This window comes from Caulobacter sp. (assembly GCF_039596335.1).
Taxonomy (GTDB): Bacteria; Pseudomonadota; Alphaproteobacteria; order Caulobacterales; family Caulobacteraceae; genus Caulobacter.
This window is the reverse complement of the sequence record NZ_JBCNJZ010000003.1, coordinates 69,740-87,166: the sequence shown is the minus strand read 5'-3', so window position 1 is coordinate 87,166 and position 17,427 is coordinate 69,740. Positions and strand designations below refer to the sequence as shown.

Below are 17,427 nucleotides of genomic sequence, written 5' to 3'. Positions count from 1 at the left end.
GCCCTTCAGCAGGAGCCGCCCAGATGGCCAAGCCCGCACGCGGCCGCAAGCCTGCCAGAAACATTTCACTCGACAGCGTTCGCCCTTAGGATGAGAGACGTTGCTGAATTCGCGCGCCAGGCCGTGGCGCGGCGACAGGGGCGAGCGGTGGCCGACGACAAATCCGACAAGACGGTTCTGGAAGGCGTCGGCGCGTACTTCCTCAGCATCGTCGAGGCCAGCCAGGACTGCATTCGCGTCATCAGCGCCGACGGCGTCGTCGAGTACATGAACGCCCAGGGCCAGGCGCTGTTCGAGATCCAGGACTTCGAAGGCCGCAACCGCCGGCGCTACTGGCCCGACATGTGGACGGCCGAAAGCCGCGACACCGTCGAACAGGCCCTGCACGCAGCCATGGCCGGCCACCCGTCCTCGTTCCGCGCTTTCTGCCCGACCGCGCAAGGGTCGCCGCGCTGGTGGGAGACCACCGTCTCGCCGATCCTGGAGGACGGCCGGGTGATCCGCGTGCTGGCCACCTCGCGCGACATCAGCAACGAGCGGACCGCCGAGGTCCATCGGCTGCTGCTGGTCAACGAGCTGAACCACAGGGTCAAGAACACCCTGGCTACCGTGCAGTCGATCGCCCAGCAGTCACTGCGCAACGCCGGGGTCGATCCCTCGGTGCGCGACGCCCTGGAAGGCCGGCTGATGGCCATCGCCGCCACCCACAACGTGCTGACCGACCAGAACTGGTCGGCGGCCAGCCTGCGCCAGATTGTCGACGGCTCGGTGACGCCCTATCGCGCCAGCCCCACGCAGCTGACCATCACGGGCCAGGACCTGAGGGTCTCGCCCAAGCCGGCCGTGGTCATGGCCCTGGCCTTTCACGAGCTGGCAATCAACGCCCTAAAGTACGGCGCCCTGTCAGCGCCCGGTGGCCATGTCGACATCCGCTGGTCGGTCCAGCCCGACGACCAGCTCTATATCGAGTGGGCCGAACGCGGTGGCCCGCCCGTGCGCCCGCCCGAACGCCGCGGCTTCGGCTCGCGCATCGTGCAACTGGCCCTGCCCGGCGAACTGGGCGGCGCGGTCGATGTCGACTACCGCGCCGAAGGCCTGCGCTGCACGATCCGTTCGCCCCTGGCGGCCCTGGACAAGGTCGACGCGTTCATGCCGCTGGGGTGAGTGGGGTGCCTCCAAGAACGCAAAGCACTCCCGAACCGCCTCACTGAGGGTCGGTTATGAGGGACTGCACCGGATGGAAGCGGACATCGACGACCGACGACCGACGACCGACGACCGACGACCGACGACCGACGACGGATCACCGATTTTCGTCCTTGACCCTATAGCGACTTCAAGGTGCATCGAACGGCGCCGGCCGTCCCCGATGTGCAAGGCCGGCCCTTTACCGCCTAGGGTTCTGCTTTGAAAACTGCTGCTTCGCCGTCGCGGCGCTTCCCTCGTCTTGCGCCCGCCGCCCTTGTGCTGGCCACCGCCTGCGCCGCCCTGCCAGCCCGGGCCCAGGAGCGGCCAGCGGGCGACGGTGACGAGGTGGAGGCCCTGATCGTCCAGTCCACGCGATCCGGCCGCCGCGTGCAGGACGAGCCGATCCATGTCGATGTGCTGAGCCGCGAGGAGATCGAGGAAAAGATCGCCATGCGCCCTGGCAACATCGCCATGATGCTGAGCGAAACGGCAGGGCTGCGGGTACAGGTCACCTCGCCCGGCCTGGGCGGCTCCAACATCCGCGTGCAGGGCATGCGGGGGCGCTACACGCAGTTCCTCACCGACGGCCTGCCGCTCTACGGCGGCCAGGCCTCATCGCTGGGCCTGCTCCAAATTCCGCCGACCGATCTTGGCCAGGTCGAGATCATCAAGGGCGCGGCGTCGGCGCTGTATGGCCCCTCGGCGCTGGGCGGCGTCATCAACCTGATCGCGCGACGGCCAAGCCCCGAACCCGTCGACGAGGTGCTCGTCAACGCCACGACCCTGGGCGGGCAGGATTTCACCGGCTACGCGTCCTCACCCTTGTCGGACACCTGGAGCCAGTCGATCGTCGTCGGCCTGCATCACCAGACCACCAAGGACCTGAACGACGACGGTTATGCGGATCTCGCCGGCTTTGACCGCTGGACGCTGCGTCCTCGCCTCTTCTGGACCGGCGATGACGGCTCCACGGCCTTTTTGACTGTCGGCGCGATGGGCGAGCAGAGGCGGGGCGGTACGCTTCCGGGGCGCACCGTCGCCGACGGGACGCCCTATCGCCAGACCCAGGACAGCCGGCGCTTCGACGCGGGCCTGATCGCCGATCATGCGATCGAGGGGCTGGGGAAACTGCACCTGCGCGCCTCGGCGGTCACTCAGGGCCACAAGCATCGGTTCGGCGCCGACTTCGAGAAGGACCGCCACGACACCCTGTTCTCGGAGCTGTCGCTGGCTGGCGGCGAGGGCGTGACGACCTGGCTGGGCGGCGTGGCCGTGCAGCGCGACGTCTACCGCTCCAAGTCCCTTCCGGCGTTCGACTATGCTTATGACGTCCCTGCAGTGTTCGCCCAGGCAGAGCACGAGCTGACCAAGGATCTCACGATCGCGGGTAGCGCGCGCCTGGACGCCCACAGCAACTACGGGACCCATCTCAGCCCTCGCCTTTCTGTGCTCTATCGCCCCGGCCCGTGGACGATACGTTCCTCGATCGGTCGCGGCTTCTATGCCCCGACGCCGTTCGTAGAGGAGATCGAGGCGGCGGGCCTTTCGCGCCTTGCGCCGATGTCGGGGCTGAAGGCCGAGACCGCCGAAAACGCTTCGCTGGAGGCCGGATATTCCATGGGTCCGTTCGAGGCGAACCTGAACCTGTTCGGCTCGCGCATCCACGACGCGATCCAGCTGGCGGACTCGGGACCTTCCCTCGTGCGACTGATCAACGCCAGTGGCCAGACCCGCACCCACGGCGCCGAGGCCCTGCTGCGCTACCGCGTCGGCGAGGTCACCCTGACGGGCTCATATGTCTACACCCAGTCCAGCGAGCCGGATCCCAACGGCGCGGGTCGCCGTGAGATTCCGCTGACGCCAAAACACGCCGCAAGCTTCGTCGCGGTGTGGGAGCGCGAAGACTTCGGACGTATCGGCTTCGAGAGCTATTTCACGGGTCGCCAGTCGCTCGACGACAACCCCTATCGCGCCCGTTCCAAGCCCTATGTGCTGCTGGGCCTGATGGGCGAGCGACGGTTCGGCAAGATCAGCGTCTTCGTCAATGTCGAGAACCTGCTCGACGTCCGCCAGTCCAAGACCGACCCGATGCTGAGACCACGCCGCGCCAACGATGGAAGCTGGACGGTCGATGCCTGGGGGCCGACCGACGGACGTGTCGCCAATGCCGGCGTACGCGTGCGCTTCGGTGGAGAGCCCTGAAGCAGATGCTCGCAACGACCAAAACGGGTCGAGAGCAGCCTGTCAGAGCCATTCCGCGACGCCGCCCTTAGGCGACCGCCGCCTTGCCGGTGCTCAGGCCCATCACTGCATTACGGAAGGCCTCGCCGCGCGCTTCGAAGTCGCTGAACTGGTCGAACGAGGCGCAGGCGGGGGAGAGCAGGACGATGGCGTCCTCGCCGCTGGCGGCGGCGTCGGCATGAGCCTGCTGCACAGCCTTTTCCAGCGTGCCGCTCATCTTGACCTCGGCCTTGCCGGCCAGGGTCGTGGCGAAGGCGTCGGCGGCTTCACCGATCAGATAGGCCTTGGCGATGCGCGGGAAGAGGTCCTTGAGATCGTCGATGCCGCCAGCCTTCGCCACGCCGCCGCCGATCCAGTAGAACTTCGGATAGCTGGACATCGCCTGGCGGGCAGCGTCGGCGTTGGTGGCCTTGCTGTCGTTGACGAAGCGGACCTTGCCGATCTTGCCGACGGTTTCCATGCGGTGGGCAAGGCCCGGGAAGGTCATCAGCCCCTCGACGGCCTGGTGGACCGGGATGCCGATGGCGCGGGCGGCGGCGTACGCGGCCGCAGCGTTCTGCCAGTTGTGACGGCCCGGCAGGCTGCGGGCGCGTAGCAGATCGGCGACCTCGACCACGCGTTCGCCGGTGGCGTCATACAGCACGCCCTGCAGGGCGTAGACGCCCCGGCCCATGGCCTTGCCGGCGCTGATCGGCCAGATGGTGCGGCGGTTGGCGGCAGTGATCTCGGTGCAGATCTGCTGGCACCACGGATCGTCGACGCCGATGATGGCGGTGTCGCCCTTGCCTTGGTTCAGGAAGATCCGGCGCTTGGCCGTGACGTAGCCTTCCATGCCGCCGTGGCGGTCCAGGTGGTCGGGCGAGATGTTCAGCAGCACGACCGCGTCGGGCTTCAGGCTCGAGGTCAGGTCCAGCTGGTACGAGGACAGCTCCAGCACGTAGACCGCGCCGCCGTGCATGTCCTCAAGACCCAGGACGCCCAGGCCGATATTGCCGCCGACGCGGGTGTCGCGACCGGCCGAGGCGCACAGGTGGCCGACCAGGGCCGTCGTCGTCGACTTGCCGTTGGTGCCGGTGATGGCGATGATCTTCGGACGCTTGTGGACCGGGGCGGCGTTGACCGTCCGGGCGAAGAGCTCGACGTCGCCCAGAACCTCGACCCCGGCGGCCTTGGCCTTGGTCACGGTCCAGTGCGGCTTGGGATGAGTCAGGGGCACGCCCGGCGACAGCATCAGGGCCGCGAATTGCGACCAGTCGGCGGTTTCCAGGTCGACGACCGGGAAGCCCTCGGCGGCGGCCGCCTCGCGGCTGGCCGGCTTCTCGTCCCACAGGGCGACCTTCGCCCCGCCCGCGATCAAGGCGCGCGCCGCCGTCAGCCCCGTGCGGCCCAGGCCGAACACGGCGACGGTCTTGTCCTCGAAACCACGGACCGGGATCATGCTTCTCGCCTCTCCTAGCGCAGCTTGAGGGTGGCGAGGCCGACGAAGGACAGCATCATCGACACAATCCAGAAGCGGATCACGACGGTGGATTCAGCCCAGCCCAGCTTCTCGAAATGGTGGTGGATCGGCGCCATCAAGAAGACCCGCTTGCCGGTCTTCTTGAAGTAGGCGACCTGGATGATCACCGACAGCGCCTCGGCCACGAACAGACCGCCGACGATGCCCAGCACCAGCTCGTGCTTGGCGCAGACGGCGATCGCGCCCAGCGCACCGCCCAGGGCCAGCGAACCGGTGTCGCCCATGAAGATCTTGGCCGGCGGGGCGTTGTACCAGAGGAAGCCCATGCCGCCGCCGATGATGGCGGCGCAGACCACCGCCAGCTCGCCGACGCCCGGCGCGAAGTGCAGGTTCAGATAGTCGGCGAAGCGGTAGTTGCCGACCAGATAGGCGATCAGGCCGAAGGTCGAGGCGGCGAACATCACCGGCACGATGGCCAGGCCGTCCAGGCCGTCGGTCAGGTTCACGGCGTTCGAGAAGCCGGCGATCGTGACCGCCGCGAAGGCGATGTAGAACCAGCCCATATTGATCACCAGCGCCTTGAAGATCGGGAAGACCACGCTGGTTTCCATCCCCGGCGTCATCGGCGACTTGGGCGCGAACTGGATGAGGATAACCGTGGCGATGATCGCCACGATGAACTGGGCGACCAGCTTCTGGCCGCTGGAGAGGCCGGCCGTGGTCTGCTTGGTGACCTTGGCGTAGTCGTCCATGAAGCCCAGCACGCCGTAGCTGCCGGTGACCAGCAGCACGACCCAGACGTGAATGTTGCGGAGATCCGCCCACAGCAGCGCGCCGGCGAACAGGCCGGCCAGGATCATGAAGCCGCCCATGGTCGGGGTGCCGGCCTTCTCGGTGACGTGGCGCGCGATGCCATCGGTGCGGATCGGCTGACCCTTGCCCTGCTTGGCCTTCATCCAGCGGATGAAGCGCGAGCCCATGGCGACGGCCACGATATAGGCGGTAAGCATCGCCATGCCCGACCGGAAGGTCAGGTACTTCAGCAGGTTCAGCGCCGGGACATGCTCTTGCGAGCGCGCCAGCCATTCATACAGGAAGTACAGCATCAGCCCTGTTCCCCAAGATCGAGCGCGGCCAGGGCCTTGGCGAGGACGCCGGCCTTGGATCCGTTCGACCCCTTCACCATCACCACGTCGCCAGGCTGGACAGCCCCCGTCAGCGACGACGTTAACTTTTCAGTAACTTCCGCGTAGCCGCCCTGCCGAGTCGGCGGAAGCTGCTCCCACAGCGATTTCATGTGGACGCCTGCGAGAAAAACCGCGTCGACGTTTGCACGCGCGATCGGCCCTGCAAGCTCGGCGTGAAAGCGCGGGCTGTCCTCGCCCAGTTCGAGCATGTCGGTCAGGACGATCACCCGGCGGCCTGCCACCTTGCGCGCGCCCAGGGTCTTCAGGGCGGCTTGCATCGAGACCGGATTGGCGTTGTAGCTCTCGTCGACCAGGGTGAAGGACCCGCCCGGGATCCGCACCGTCTTCTCGGCCCCGCGGCCCTCGATCAGGGCGAAGGCGCCCAGGGCCGCCAGGGCGGTCTCGCGCGACACGTCCAGGGCTTCCAGCATTAGCAGGACGCACAGGCTGTTGGGGCCCCAGTGCACGCCGGTCTGGAGGATCGGGAAGCGGATCGCCTCGCCGCGCAGCTCGACCGACACCGTCGCGCCCTCGCCCTCGACCGCGAAGCCGGTCAGGCGCGCGGTCGCGCCGGCGGCCTCGCCGAAGCTCCAGACGGTGGCGCCGGCCTTCTCGGCCTCGGCCTTCAGCAGGTCGAACCACTTGTTGTCGGCGTTCAGCACGGCGATGCCGCCGGGCTCGATACCGTCGAAGATCTCGGCCTTGGCGCGGGCCACGCCTTCTTCGTTCTCGAAGTTCTCCAGGTGGACCGGGCCGACCGTGGTGATGGCCACCGCATGCGGGCGGACGAACTGGCTGAGAGGGGTGATCTCGTCGGCGTGGTTCATGCCGATCTCGAACACGGCGCGCTCCGTGTCGCGCGGCATCCGAGCCAGGGTCAGGGGCACACCAATGTGGTTGTTGTAGCTCTTCACCGAGGCGTGGGCCTTGCCCGCCAGGCGCAGGCCGGCCTCGACGGCGCGGGTGACGCTGGTCTTGCCGACCGAGCCGGTGACCGCGCCGCGTCGGCACTGCGGCGCGCGCTCACGGGCGGCGACGCCCAGGGCTTCCAGGGCCTTGAAGGTGTCGGCCACGATCACGGCGGGACCGGCGACGGACTTGGACGCCAGGGCGCCGGTGGCGCCGGCGATGCGGGCGTCGCCGACGAAGTCGTGGCCGTCGCGCGCGCCGACCAGGGCGACGAACAGGTCGCCCGGCTCGACCGAGCGGGTGTCGATCGAGACGCCGTTGGCGGCGAAGTCGCCGGCGACCGTACCGCCTGTCGCGGCGGCGATCTCGTCAGCGGTCCAGAGGGCTTCAGGCATCGACGCCCTCCAGCGCTTCCAGGGTCACGGCCACGTCGTCGAACGGGTGGACGACGCCGGCGATGGTCTGGCCCTGCTCGTGGCCCTTGCCAGCGATGACCAGCACATCGCCCTCGCCCATCAGGGCCACGGCGGCGCGGATGGCGGCGCGGCGGTCGCCGATCTCGCGCGCGCCCGGCGCGGCTTCCAGCACGGCGGCGCGGATCGATGCGGGGTCTTCCGAGCGCGGGTTGTCGTCGGTGACGATGGCGATGTCGGCCAGCTTGGCGCCGATCGCGCCCATCAGGGGGCGCTTGCCGCGATCGCGGTCGCCGCCGGCGCCGAACACGGCGATCAGTTTGCCGCGCGTGTGCGGGCGCAGAGCCTCAAGCACCGTCTGCAGGCCGTCAGGCGTGTGGGCGTAATCGACATAGGCCTCGCCGCCTTTGGGGCCGCGGCCCACACGCTGAAGCCGGCCGGCCGCGCCTTCCAAGGTCTCAAGCGCCTTCAGCACCGCAACCGGATCCTCGCCGGCGGCAATGCACAGGCCGGCGGCGACCAGCACGTTCGAGGCCTGGAAGGCGCCCGCCAGCGGCAGCTTGATCTTGTAGGTCTCGTCGCCGGCCTCGATCACCAGGGTCTGGCCTTCCGGGGTCGGGGTGCGCGAAATCAGGCGCAGGCCCTGGCCGTCCTCGCCGACCGAGAAGATGCTCTGGCCCGAGGTGACGGCGGCGGCGGCGAAGTTGGGGAAGGCCTCGCTGTCGGCGTTCAGAACCGCCGTGCCGCCGTTGGGCGCCAGGGTGTCGAACAGGCGCAGCTTGGCGGCGCGATAGGCCTCCATCGAGCCGTGATAGTCCAGGTGATCCTGGGTGAAGTTGGTGAAGCCGGCGGCGTTCAGGCGCACGCCGTCGATGCGGCGCTGATCGACGCCGTGCGAGCTGGCTTCCAGCGCCAGGTGGGTGACGCCCATGTCGGCCAGGCGCGCGACCATCTCGGCCACATCGCCGGCGTCCGGCGTGGTCAGGCCCGGCGGGGTCAGCTGCTGGTCGGGCTGGCCCTTCTCGCTGACCACCACGCCCAAGGTGCCCATGCTAGCTGCTTTACGCCCAAGACCGGCGAAGATCTGGCGGGCGAAGCCGGCGACCGAGGTCTTGCCGTTAGTGCCGGTGACCGCCACGCACATGGCCGGCTGCTTGCCCCAGAAGGCGGCCGAGGCCAGGGCGTAGGCGCGGCGGGCGTCCTCGGAGCGGACGACCGGAACGCCCAGGCCTTCCAGCCCGCCCTCGGGGGCCAGGATGGCGGCGGCGCCCTGAGCCACTGCGCCGGCGGCGAACTCGCGGCCGTCGACCTTGGAGCCCGGCAGGGCTGCGAACAGCCAGCCGGCCGTGACCTTGCGACTGTCGGCGGTGACCCCGGCGACGGCCGGATCGACGGCGAAGGGACGGTTGAAAAGCTCGGACAGTCGCTTCGTCATAGTCCCGCCTCCGGCGCAGTCGACTTCGGCTGGGCGATCGTCACCAGCTCGGCTTTTCTCTGCACGCCCAGGAAGGGCGCGATGCGATCGATGACCCGGCCGACCGCCGGCGTGGCGACCCAGCCGCCCGTCGAGAAGCCGAAGGTCTTGGCCGTGCCGTGCGGCTCGTCCATCAGGATCAATACGAAGTAGCGATCGGCCTCGATCGCCCCTTCGGTCGGAAACACGGCCGCGAACGACGACACCTGGCGCTGGTGGTTGTAGCCCCGGATCGACGGGTCGTACTTCTCGCCGGTGCCAGTCTTGCCGCCGACCGACAGGCCCGGAATGTTGGCCGTCTTGCCGCTGCCGCCGGTAACGTTGGCGCGCATGATCGTCAGCATCTGCTGCGAGGTGCTCTCGTTCAGGACCGCCTGCCCTTCGGGACGCACGCCGGGCGGCATCTTCTTGATCGTCAGCGGGATCATCTTGCCGCCGTTCAGCAGCGCGCCCATCGCCTGGGCCAGGGCCAGCGGGCTGACATTGATGCCGTGACCGAACGAGGTCGAGGCCACCGCGTCCATGTCCCACTTGCGCGGGGTCAGGGGCCGGGCGGACTCGCGCAGCTCCACCTGGGCCGGCTTGGTCAGGTTCAGATTGGTAAAGTACTTGCTGAGACGCTCGCCGCCGACCTTCTCGCCCAGGATGGCGGTGCCGATGTTCGACGAGTGCTGGAAGACCTCGATCAGGGTCAGGACCTTCCGCGCCGCGTGGTAGTCGTGGATCGTGCGGTAGCCCAGCTTGTAGGGCTCGCGCGCGTCGAAGGTCGAGGCCATGTTGGCCACGCCCGTGTCCAGGCCGATCGCCACGGTGAAGGCCTTGAAGGTCGAGCCCATCTCGTAGACGGACGCCGCGGCGCGGTTCAGGCGCTGCTCGTCGGTGGCGTCGCCGGCCTTGTTGGCGTCGTAGTCGGGATAGCTGGCTAGGGCCAGGATCTCGCCGGTGTGGACGTTGGTGACCAGGCCGACGGCGCCCTTGGGCGTGAATTCCATCGCCGCCTTGCGCAGCTCGTCTTCCAGCGCCGCCTGCACGCGGATGTCGATCGACAGCTGGGTGGGCGCGCCCTCGCCGCCCGCGGCCTTGCGGATCGGATCGTCCAGGGCGCGCTCGACGCCGGCCAGACCCTTGCCGCCGCTGTCGACGAAGCCGACCAGGTGCGCGGCCGTCGGGCCCAGCGGATACATCCGCCGCTCCTGCTCCTCGAACGAGATGCCCGGCAGGCCCAGCTCGAAGATCTTGTCCTTCTGCTCGGGCGTCAGGCCGCCCAGCACGAAGGTGCGGTGATCGCCGAACACCACCTTGTCCAGGCGCTTGCCCGGCACTTGGGGCAGAGCCTTGCCCAAGGCGCGACGCGTCTCCTTGGCGTCCCAGACCTCGCGCGGATCGACGTAGAGCGCGTAGTGGGCCAGGTCGACGGCCAGCAGCTTGCCGTTGCGGTCGACGATGTCGCCGCGCGCGCCTTCCAGGCCCTGGGCGTAGCCGTTGCCGCGACCGGCGTTGGAGAACAGCGCCGACCAGCCCGCGCCCAGCGCCAGGCCGATGAAGCACAGCGAAAAGAACGCCATCACCAGGAAGATGCGGATTCGGGTGTCGTCTTCAGGCTTTGCCGCGGCGCGCGAGCGCTCGAAGGCGTGCTCCAGCCGCCAGACATGCTCGCTCAGCCAGCGCCAGGTGCGCGACTGGAAACCGCCGGGACCGAGGTTGGAAAGGCTCATCGCAGAGCCTCCCCGGAGATTTGGGGCGGGGTCGAGGTGTCGTCCGGCACCGGCTGCGGCTCGTCGGCGATCAGGGCCTCGGGCGCGACCGGCGTGGCCGTGACGGGACCGCGGGGCAGGTCGCGGCGACGCGCGACGTCGATCAGCGCGTCCTCGGTGATCTCGTGATCCGGCGCGATCGGCTTCAGCTGCATCATCATCGCCAGCTGCTCGATGCGGCGCGGCTGCTCCAGGTGAGCGACCTCGGCCTCAAGCAGGCGCTTGCGCGACGCCTCGTCCTGGATCTGCTGCTCGATGCGGCTGATTTCCTGGCGCTCGCGACCGGCGAAGGTCTTCGCCAGATAGACGCTGGTGACCAAGGTCAGCAGGATGCCCAGGCCCACGACCTCGACGACGCGAAAACCCCGGACCCGGCGGTTGAACAGGCCGACCGAGCTCATGCCTCGGCCTCCCAGATCGGGGCCGAGGTGCGGATGGCGGCGCGCAGCTTCGACGAGCGAGCGCGCGGATTGACGGCCAGCTCGGCCTCGCCCGGCGCGATGGCCTTGTTGGCGATCAGCTGAAAGCTGGCCGGCGCGCCCGCCACGACTTGCGGCAGGTGGCGCGAGCCGCCCGGCGTGCGCCCTGCCCGCTCGGCCAGGTAATTCTTGACGATCCGGTCTTCCAGCGAGTGGAAGGTGACCACCGCCAGGCGGCCGCCCGGCTTGAGGATGCGCTCAGCGGCGGCGAGGCCGGCCTCCAGCTCGCCCAGCTCGTCATTGACCGCGATGCGCAGACCCTGAAACGAACGGGTGGCCGGATGCACCTTGGCGCCCTTGCGGCCGCCCAGAGCCCGCTCGATCACATGGGCCAGATCCAGGGTGCGCTCGAACGGGCGCTCTTCCCGGCGACGGATCAGGAAGCTGGCAATGCGGCGCGAGGCGTGCTCCTCGCCATAGACATACAGGATGCGGGCCAGCTCGGTGTGGTCCAGCGTGTTCACGAGATCGGCGGCGGTCGGCCCGGTGTCGCTCATCCGCATGTCCAGCGGACCGTCACGCATGAACGAAAAGCCGCGCTCGGCCTCGTCCAGCTGCATCGACGACACACCGATATCCAGCACGACCCCATCAACGCTTGCGGGCTCGAAATGCTCGGCCATCTGCGAGAAGCGATCGCCGATCAGGCGGAAGCGGTCGGCCGGCAGACCTTCGGTAAAGCGCTGAACGGTGGGATCGCGATCGAAGCCGACGACGCTCGCGCCCGTCGCCAGGATCGCGCGGGTGTAGCCGCCTGCACCGAAAGTGCCGTCAATGACGACGTCGCCCGGCTTGGCGTCGAGCGCCTCAACGACTTCGTTCAGCAGGACCGAGATATGAGGGGCGGCGCTCACGAGGCGCTCCCCAGCTTTGCGGCGCGCTGCTGGGCGCGCAAGGCCGCCAGGCCGTCGCGGGCCAAGTCACGCTGGGCGGCGCGATGGGCCTGGAAAGCCTCGCGCGACCAGATCTGAAAACGCTCACCCATACCGACGACGGTCACCCAATCCGTGAGACCGCACATTTCGCACAAGTGGTCCGGAAGCGTAATGCGACCAGCTGTATCAAACGAAAGCTTGGCCATGCCGCCCAGGATGCTGGTTTCCAGCGCCGTGCGGGTCGGATCGCCGAACGGCAACTCCTCGATCACGCCCATGTAGCGGTCGAACAGGGCCTTGCCGCCCGCTTCCAGACAGTCGGCCTCGATGGCGGGGAAGCAGAAGATGCCGTCGAACATGCCCGAGACGGCCGCGCGGAATTCCTGCGGCACAACGATGCGCCGCTTGCTGTCGAGCTGTTTCTCGAAGGTCGAGAGAAACACTGAAGCTTAAACCCCGCCAAACCCAAGCCGGACGGCGAGCAGCCATCTCGCTCCGACGCCAATTGGGTTAACATGGGATGAACTGGGAGACAATGACACCAAACCCATTTCGTCGAGTTTTCAAAGGTGTCGCACCCCTTCTTCACCGGCGCAGGACATTAATTAACAGAACATACACAGAACTATTGCGCCGCAAGACTCATACGGTGTCATCTCGTCCCATCGCGATGCTGAAAAACGGAGTTTTGCGAGGCCGGCCCAGAGTCGAGGCCAAGCAATGCGGGCGGAGAGCCGAAGCTCTCCGCCCCAAGACGGACCAGACGGTCTGTAAGCCGGGTTCTGTTCCGTTTCCGAAGAAACGGCGACGATCATTCCTCTAGGCCGGCCATTGCTGGACGGCTCTCGCGACCTACCCGGACCCTCTCAGCCAGTGACGGCCTATCCGACGCGAGGCCGGCGCGGGGTCCCTATTCGGTCTTGCTCCAGGCGGGGCTTGCCATGCCGTCCCTGTCGCCAGGTCCGCGGTGGGCTCTTACCCCACCCTTTCACCCTTCCCGCCCCGTAGGGAGGAGGTTTGCTTTCTGTGGCGCTATCCCTGGGATCGCTCCCGGTGGGCGTTACCCACCGCCTTGTCACCGTGGAGCCCGGACTTTCCTCGGCGTCCGAAGACGACGCGACCGCCCGACCATCTGGTCCGGGAGGGTGTTTGACGGCGCGACATGGAAACGTCAACTTTAGACAACGTTGACGTCAACAATAGTTGTCATCCTGGCCGCAGCGAAGCGGAGAGCCGGGACCGCCGGAAACGCTAATGCTTGTCGTGGTCCCGGCTCGGCGCGCTGCGCGCTTGGCCGGGATGACAGTCTATGTGGAGCGCATCAACCTCGCGATCGGATGATCGCCCAGGCCCGCGGCCGCGCCCAGGCGGTCGGCGGCGGTCTTGTTCTGGGAGAGCTTGAACGTGCCCTCCAGCCGCTCGACGAACAGGCGGCCACCCTGGATGCCGCGCAGCATGGCCTCGAACTTGCCGGGTTTCATCTTGTGACGGGTCCAGGGCGTCTTCGGCAGCAGCCGCGCCTCTTCCTGGGCCGAGAGGTCGTCCAGCAGCGCGACCAGTTCCTCGTCGTTCAGCGGCGCGACCGAGCCCGCCGCCTCGACGGACTGGTAGTTCCAGGTCGGGACCTGGTCGGCGCTCTCGTACCAGTCGGGGCTGATATAGGCGTCCGGCCCCGTGGCCAGCACCACCGCCCGGAAGCCTTGCGTCAGGTGCGGCGTCAGCACGTTGCCGCGCGACAGGTGGAAGTCGAGCGCGATCTCGCCGCCCAGGTCGCGGATCACCACCGGGCTCTGGGCCACGAACGGCCGGCCGCCGACGGAGGCGGCGATCGTCACGAACGGATGGGCGCGCAGGAAGTCGAGCAGGACCGTCCGGTCCTCGACATGGAAGCTGGCCGCGGGATGCATTACTCGGCCGCCGCCCGCAGCAGACCGACCAGGCGGGCGCGGGTCTCGCCGTCGGCGACGCCGTCGAAGCGGGTCTGCAGCCAGTGGCGCTGGAAGGCCGAGACGACAGTGGTGGTCCATTCGTCGTACTTGCCGGTCGGGGCGCAGTCGAAGCCCAGGCGGCTCAGGCCGGCTTGCAGGGCAAAGACGCCAGTCCCCTCCTCGCCCTCACCCAGCGGCGCGCCGGGAGACGGCGGCGGCTCGATCCACAGACCGTGGCCGCTTTGCGCCAAGCGCTGCCAGGGGAACAGCTCGCCCGGATCGATCTTGCGCGCAGGGGCGACATCGGAATGGCCGAGGATCCGGCTGTCGGAGATCATCCAGCGCGAGCGCACGTCGGCCAGCAGATTGATCACGGCAGCGACCTGGGCTTCCGGGAACGGGCGATAGCCGAACTCGTGGCCAGGGTTGACGATCTCGATGCCGATCGAGGCCGAGTTGATGTCCTTGGCGCCCTTCCAGAAGGCGGCCCCGGCATGCCAGGCGCGGCGCTCCTCGGGCACGAGGCGGACGATGCGGCCGTCCTCCTCGACGCAGTAGTGGGCCGAGACCTTGGCCTCGGGATCGCGCAGACGCTCGATCGCCGCCTCGCCCGTTTCCATGCCGGTGTAGTGCAGCACCACGGTGTCGGGCACGGCCTTGCGGGCGTCGAAGTTCGGCGACGGGGCCTCGATAAAGGACAGGCTCATTGGGCGCGGTTCCGGATCGACATCAGCAAGGGCATGACCTGATTCCGCCGCAGCGCGATGATCAGAACGCCGAACAAAGCCAGGGCCGCGCCGATCCCCATCCGCAGGTCGAAGTGGTCGTGGGTGACCAACACTCCGAGCCCAATGGTGAACAGCGGCGTCAGCAGGGTGAGCGGCGCGATCAGATTGGCCTCGTAGCGCTGGATCAAACCGTAATAGGCCGTGTGGGCCACGACCGAAACCACCAGGGCCGAGAACACCACCGCCACGATGAACGGCCAGCCGGCGGCCAGGCCGGCCGAGACCTGTCCCGGCTCCATGAAGCTGCTCATCGCCGCCAGCGGCCACACCGACGAGAATCCGACCCAAGCCTGGAACTGCAGCGGTTTGACGCCCTCGACCTGCTTCATCATCACCGCCCCCAGCGAACCGGCGAAGGCGGCGGCGGCGATCAGCCAGAGGCCGGGTGACAGCTGCAGGCCCTTGGGGCTCCACATCACCGTCACCGCGCCAGCCAGGGTCAGGGCGATGCCTAGGCCTCGCCGCCAATGGATCTTCTCGCCCAGCATCAGCACCGATAGCAGGGTCGTGAACGGCACACCCAGCTGGATCACCACCGAGGCGGCCGACGGCGAGGCGGTCTTGAAGCCCATGAACAGCAGCGCGAAGTTCCCCGCCCCCATCAGCAGCGCCACCACCACGATGCGCCAGGTCGGGCGCGGCGCGGGCAGCAGCCACGGCAGGGTCGCCAGCATCACCAGAGCGAAGCGCACGGCCGCATAGAACAGCGGCGGCACGCCCCAGTGGGCGACCACGATCTTCGAGATGATGTTGTTGCCGGCCCAGACCAGGCAGATCAGGACCAGAAGACCGAAGTCGCGCAGGGACATGAAGCGTTTTTGTTCGTGCAGGTTTGGACTGCCCCTTTAGCACGCTGGATTTTCAGGGGATCGCCAAATGCGCAGATTGGGCAAACCGGGCCGGATCGCCGCTTGCGACTAGTACCGGTTCGCCATCAGCGCCGCCGCCGAGCCTTGGACCAGGGCCGCGCCGCAATCAACGAAAAGCAGCATGCGAGGCTGAACTCGACTTTTTCGCACATCGAATGTCACCTAGTCGTGGTCAAATCGTCGGGCGGCGATCGCAAGTTCTAGCCAGGACGGGGCCGGCGCTCGCGCGTCGGCCCTAATCCTTGATCGCCAGGGCCACGGATACCGAGACGATCAACACCACGACCAGCGCCTTGAGAAACGACGTCGCCGTGACCAGGATCGCGCGGCTCCAGCGCTCGTTGAAGCGCTTCAGCCAGATCACCTGAAGCACGAGGTACCAGACGGTCGCCACCGCCATGCACATCCAGCCGATCGGGCGATGGTGCGGGAAGCCCTGGGCCAGGGTCGCGCCGATGCCGAACACCAGGCAGAACACCGCCGCCGGATAGCACTCGCCGAAGAACGGCCCGCGCAGCGTCTGCCGGGTCAGGGCCTGCTTGGTGTCCTTGACCTGTTGCAGGGCGAACATCAGCGGGAACGCCGCGAACATCAGCGAGCGCAGGATCACCAGGTTCTGGTACGAGCCGAACAGCCGCGCGGCCGCCGGCCCTCCGACGTCGAAGACCTTGGGCGCCACCACCAACTCCAGCGTGTGTGAGATGACCAGCGTCAGCATCAGGAACAGCGGCGCGCTGAGGGCGTCCTGGAACTGCTCCTCCTCGGGCTTGCGCATTTCCGTGCGCGAATATTCCAGGACCTCGACCGGCCGGAACGCGGTGCGCAGCAACGTCCGAGGATAGAAGACCAGCCAGGTCATCACCTCGTACAGGAACTCCTCCAGCGACCGGAGAATACGGATGAAGTCCATCTGCGAAGCCTTGGGGATCATGGCGCCAATCCGATCGAACGAAGCGACCCGGCGACCTTCCCAGATCGCATGGCGCATAGTAAGCCGAACACTCGCGCTTTGCCGACCAGCCACCCAGTCCAGCGCCGGTTAGCGCGCGGCGCCCTGCCCCAATACGTGGCTCCAGATGCGGCGTCCGCGCTCCTGGTAGAGACGCATGCGCTCGACCAGCTCCAGAAGTTCGCCGCCCCCGATCAGCTCGGAGGGCAGCAAGGGGTCGTGCATGATCTCGGCGATCACCGCGCGGCCCAGCAGCAAGCTCTCGCGGGCGGCGGCCTCGGGCGCGAACTGGTCCAGGCGCGGCTCGCTCTCGACAAGGGCCTGGATCAGGCGGCGATAATTGGCGCGCAAGGCGTCGATGGCCCACAACGCCTGAACCTCGGTGTGCTGGACCGCGTCCAGCCGCTCCACACCGATCACCTCGGCGCCCTCGGCCAGGCCCAGCTGCGGAAGCTGAAGCCGCAGGCTCTCCGCCCGTCCGACCAGGTTGGCGGGGCGCAGGTGGAAGCCCGGCCGCCAGGTGCGAAAGCCCCGCAGGCTCAGGGCCCGTTGATGCCGGCGCAGCCGAGTGCGGTCCGTCGTCGGGATCCGGGGGTCGACGACGGCGACCCAGTCGCCCGCCCAGGGCGTCATCCACGACACCCGGCCCAGCCAGCCGATCACGTCCTCGGCCATGGGCTGATAGGCGGAATGGAAGCCGTACAGCCCCCGCTCGGCCTTGCAGAGCTTTTGCTGCTGGACCAGCCGGGTCAGGGCCACGCGCATCTGGCCCTCGCCTACGCCCAGGATCGCCCCTGCGCGGCCCAGGTCCTGGACCGACAGCCTGCCGCCGTCGACCGCGGTCAGCAGGTCGAGCACGAGATCGGTGGCAGGCGGAACGACCGGCGTCATGTTTCAGCTCTTAGCCCGATTTT

At 68.0% G+C, this 17,427-nt stretch carries 15 protein-coding genes and 1 other RNA gene; 2 read left to right on the top strand and 14 right to left on the bottom strand.

What is annotated here, in order from left to right:
• Window positions 1-147 precede the first annotated feature (147 nt).
• On the top strand, window positions 148-1,164 hold the full coding sequence (locus tag ABDW31_RS06940) for an HWE histidine kinase domain-containing protein (protein WP_343698451.1): 1,017 nt from the start codon (window positions 148-150) through the stop codon (window positions 1,162-1,164).
• Between the two features lie 243 nt (window positions 1,165-1,407).
• Entirely contained in the window at window positions 1,408-3,390 is a 1,983-nt protein-coding gene (locus ABDW31_RS06935) for a TonB-dependent receptor (protein WP_343698450.1), read from the top strand.
• A 67-nt stretch (window positions 3,391-3,457) separates the two neighbouring features.
• Here the strand turns inward: ABDW31_RS06935 and murD are convergent, their stop codons facing one another.
• The 14 genes from murD to ABDW31_RS06865 form a co-directional block, all read right to left on the bottom strand.
• Window positions 3,458-4,867, bottom strand: coding sequence for a UDP-N-acetylmuramoyl-L-alanine--D-glutamate ligase (gene murD / locus ABDW31_RS06930; protein WP_184717693.1), 1,410 nt, complete (start codon window positions 4,865-4,867; stop codon window positions 3,458-3,460).
• A gap of 14 nt (window positions 4,868-4,881) precedes the next feature.
• Window positions 4,882-5,994, bottom strand: coding sequence for a phospho-N-acetylmuramoyl-pentapeptide-transferase (gene mraY, locus ABDW31_RS06925; RefSeq protein ID WP_184717691.1), 1,113 nt, complete (start codon window positions 5,992-5,994; stop codon window positions 4,882-4,884).
• The gene (gene murF, locus ABDW31_RS06920) at window positions 5,994-7,379 is read right to left on the bottom strand and encodes a UDP-N-acetylmuramoyl-tripeptide--D-alanyl-D-alanine ligase (RefSeq protein WP_184717689.1); all 1,386 of its coding nucleotides are present in this window, start codon (window positions 7,377-7,379) and stop codon (window positions 5,994-5,996) included. The genes mraY and murF overlap by 1 nt, the downstream gene beginning before the upstream one ends.
• Window positions 7,372-8,832, bottom strand: a complete 1,461-nt coding sequence (locus tag ABDW31_RS06915; RefSeq protein ID WP_184717687.1) for a UDP-N-acetylmuramoyl-L-alanyl-D-glutamate--2,6-diaminopimelate ligase — start codon at window positions 8,830-8,832, stop codon at window positions 7,372-7,374. The genes murF and ABDW31_RS06915 overlap by 8 nt, the downstream gene beginning before the upstream one ends.
• Complete coding sequence (locus tag ABDW31_RS06910; protein WP_184717685.1) at window positions 8,829-10,586, bottom strand: penicillin-binding protein 2; 1,758 nt, start codon at window positions 10,584-10,586, stop codon at window positions 8,829-8,831. The genes ABDW31_RS06915 and ABDW31_RS06910 overlap by 4 nt, the downstream gene beginning before the upstream one ends.
• Window positions 10,583-11,026 (bottom strand): cell division protein, encoded by a 444-nt coding sequence (locus ABDW31_RS06905; protein ID WP_184717683.1) that lies wholly within the window; start codon window positions 11,024-11,026, stop codon window positions 10,583-10,585. The genes ABDW31_RS06910 and ABDW31_RS06905 overlap by 4 nt, the downstream gene beginning before the upstream one ends.
• Window positions 11,023-11,958: a 16S rRNA (cytosine(1402)-N(4))-methyltransferase RsmH gene (gene rsmH / locus ABDW31_RS06900; RefSeq protein WP_184717681.1), complete on the bottom strand. Its 936-nt coding sequence runs from the start codon at window positions 11,956-11,958 to the stop codon at window positions 11,023-11,025. The genes ABDW31_RS06905 and rsmH overlap by 4 nt, the downstream gene beginning before the upstream one ends.
• Entirely contained in the window at window positions 11,955-12,422 is a 468-nt protein-coding gene (locus tag ABDW31_RS06895) for a division/cell wall cluster transcriptional repressor MraZ (RefSeq protein ID WP_184717679.1), read from the bottom strand. Before ABDW31_RS06895 ends, rsmH begins: the two co-directional genes overlap by 4 nt.
• A 312-nt stretch (window positions 12,423-12,734) precedes the next feature.
• An RNA gene (rnpB, locus tag ABDW31_RS06890) (RNase P RNA component class A) lies at window positions 12,735-13,115 on the bottom strand.
• 171 nt (window positions 13,116-13,286) lie between these two features.
• Window positions 13,287-13,886 (bottom strand): FMN-binding negative transcriptional regulator, encoded by a 600-nt coding sequence (locus tag ABDW31_RS06885; protein ID WP_184717677.1) that lies wholly within the window; start codon window positions 13,884-13,886, stop codon window positions 13,287-13,289.
• Window positions 13,886-14,614, bottom strand: a complete 729-nt coding sequence (locus tag ABDW31_RS06880) for an N-acetylmuramoyl-L-alanine amidase (protein ID WP_184717676.1) — start codon at window positions 14,612-14,614, stop codon at window positions 13,886-13,888. Before ABDW31_RS06880 ends, ABDW31_RS06885 begins: the two co-directional genes overlap by 1 nt.
• Complete coding sequence (locus ABDW31_RS06875) at window positions 14,611-15,504, bottom strand: DMT family transporter (RefSeq protein ID WP_184717674.1); 894 nt, start codon at window positions 15,502-15,504, stop codon at window positions 14,611-14,613. Before ABDW31_RS06875 ends, ABDW31_RS06880 begins: the two co-directional genes overlap by 4 nt.
• A gap of 295 nt (window positions 15,505-15,799) precedes the next feature.
• Complete coding sequence (locus ABDW31_RS06870) at window positions 15,800-16,495, bottom strand: hypothetical protein (protein ID WP_184717672.1); 696 nt, start codon at window positions 16,493-16,495, stop codon at window positions 15,800-15,802.
• Between the two features lie 108 nt (window positions 16,496-16,603).
• Entirely contained in the window at window positions 16,604-17,404 is an 801-nt protein-coding gene (locus ABDW31_RS06865) for a PaaX family transcriptional regulator (protein ID WP_184717670.1), read from the bottom strand.
• Window positions 17,405-17,427: the final 23 nt, after the last annotated feature.

Excerpts from the sequence above, each read along its gene's own strand:
- ABDW31_RS06870 (WP_184717672.1), bottom strand. The coding sequence starts at position 16,495 with ATGATCCCCAAGGCTTCGCAGATGGACTTCATCCGTATTCTCCGGTCG.
- ABDW31_RS06905 (WP_184717683.1), bottom strand. The coding sequence starts at position 11,026 with ATGAGCTCGGTCGGCCTGTTCAACCGCCGGGTCCGGGGTTTTCGCGTC.
- murD (WP_184717693.1), bottom strand. The coding sequence starts at position 4,867 with ATGATCCCGGTCCGTGGTTTCGAGGACAAGACCGTCGCCGTGTTCGGC.
- ABDW31_RS06885 (WP_184717677.1), bottom strand. The coding sequence starts at position 13,886 with ATGCATCCCGCGGCCAGCTTCCATGTCGAGGACCGGACGGTCCTGCTC.
- ABDW31_RS06915 (WP_184717687.1), bottom strand. The coding sequence starts at position 8,832 with ATGACGAAGCGACTGTCCGAGCTTTTCAACCGTCCCTTCGCCGTCGAT.
- ABDW31_RS06880 (WP_184717676.1), bottom strand. The coding sequence starts at position 14,614 with ATGAGCCTGTCCTTTATCGAGGCCCCGTCGCCGAACTTCGACGCCCGC.
- ABDW31_RS06875 (WP_184717674.1), bottom strand. The coding sequence starts at position 15,504 with ATGTCCCTGCGCGACTTCGGTCTTCTGGTCCTGATCTGCCTGGTCTGG.
- murF (WP_184717689.1), bottom strand. The coding sequence starts at position 7,379 with ATGCCTGAAGCCCTCTGGACCGCTGACGAGATCGCCGCCGCGACAGGC.
- mraY (WP_184717691.1), bottom strand. The coding sequence starts at position 5,994 with ATGCTGTACTTCCTGTATGAATGGCTGGCGCGCTCGCAAGAGCATGTC.
- ABDW31_RS06865 (WP_184717670.1), bottom strand. The coding sequence starts at position 17,404 with ATGACGCCGGTCGTTCCGCCTGCCACCGATCTCGTGCTCGACCTGCTG.
- ABDW31_RS06910 (WP_184717685.1), bottom strand. The coding sequence starts at position 10,586 with ATGAGCCTTTCCAACCTCGGTCCCGGCGGTTTCCAGTCGCGCACCTGG.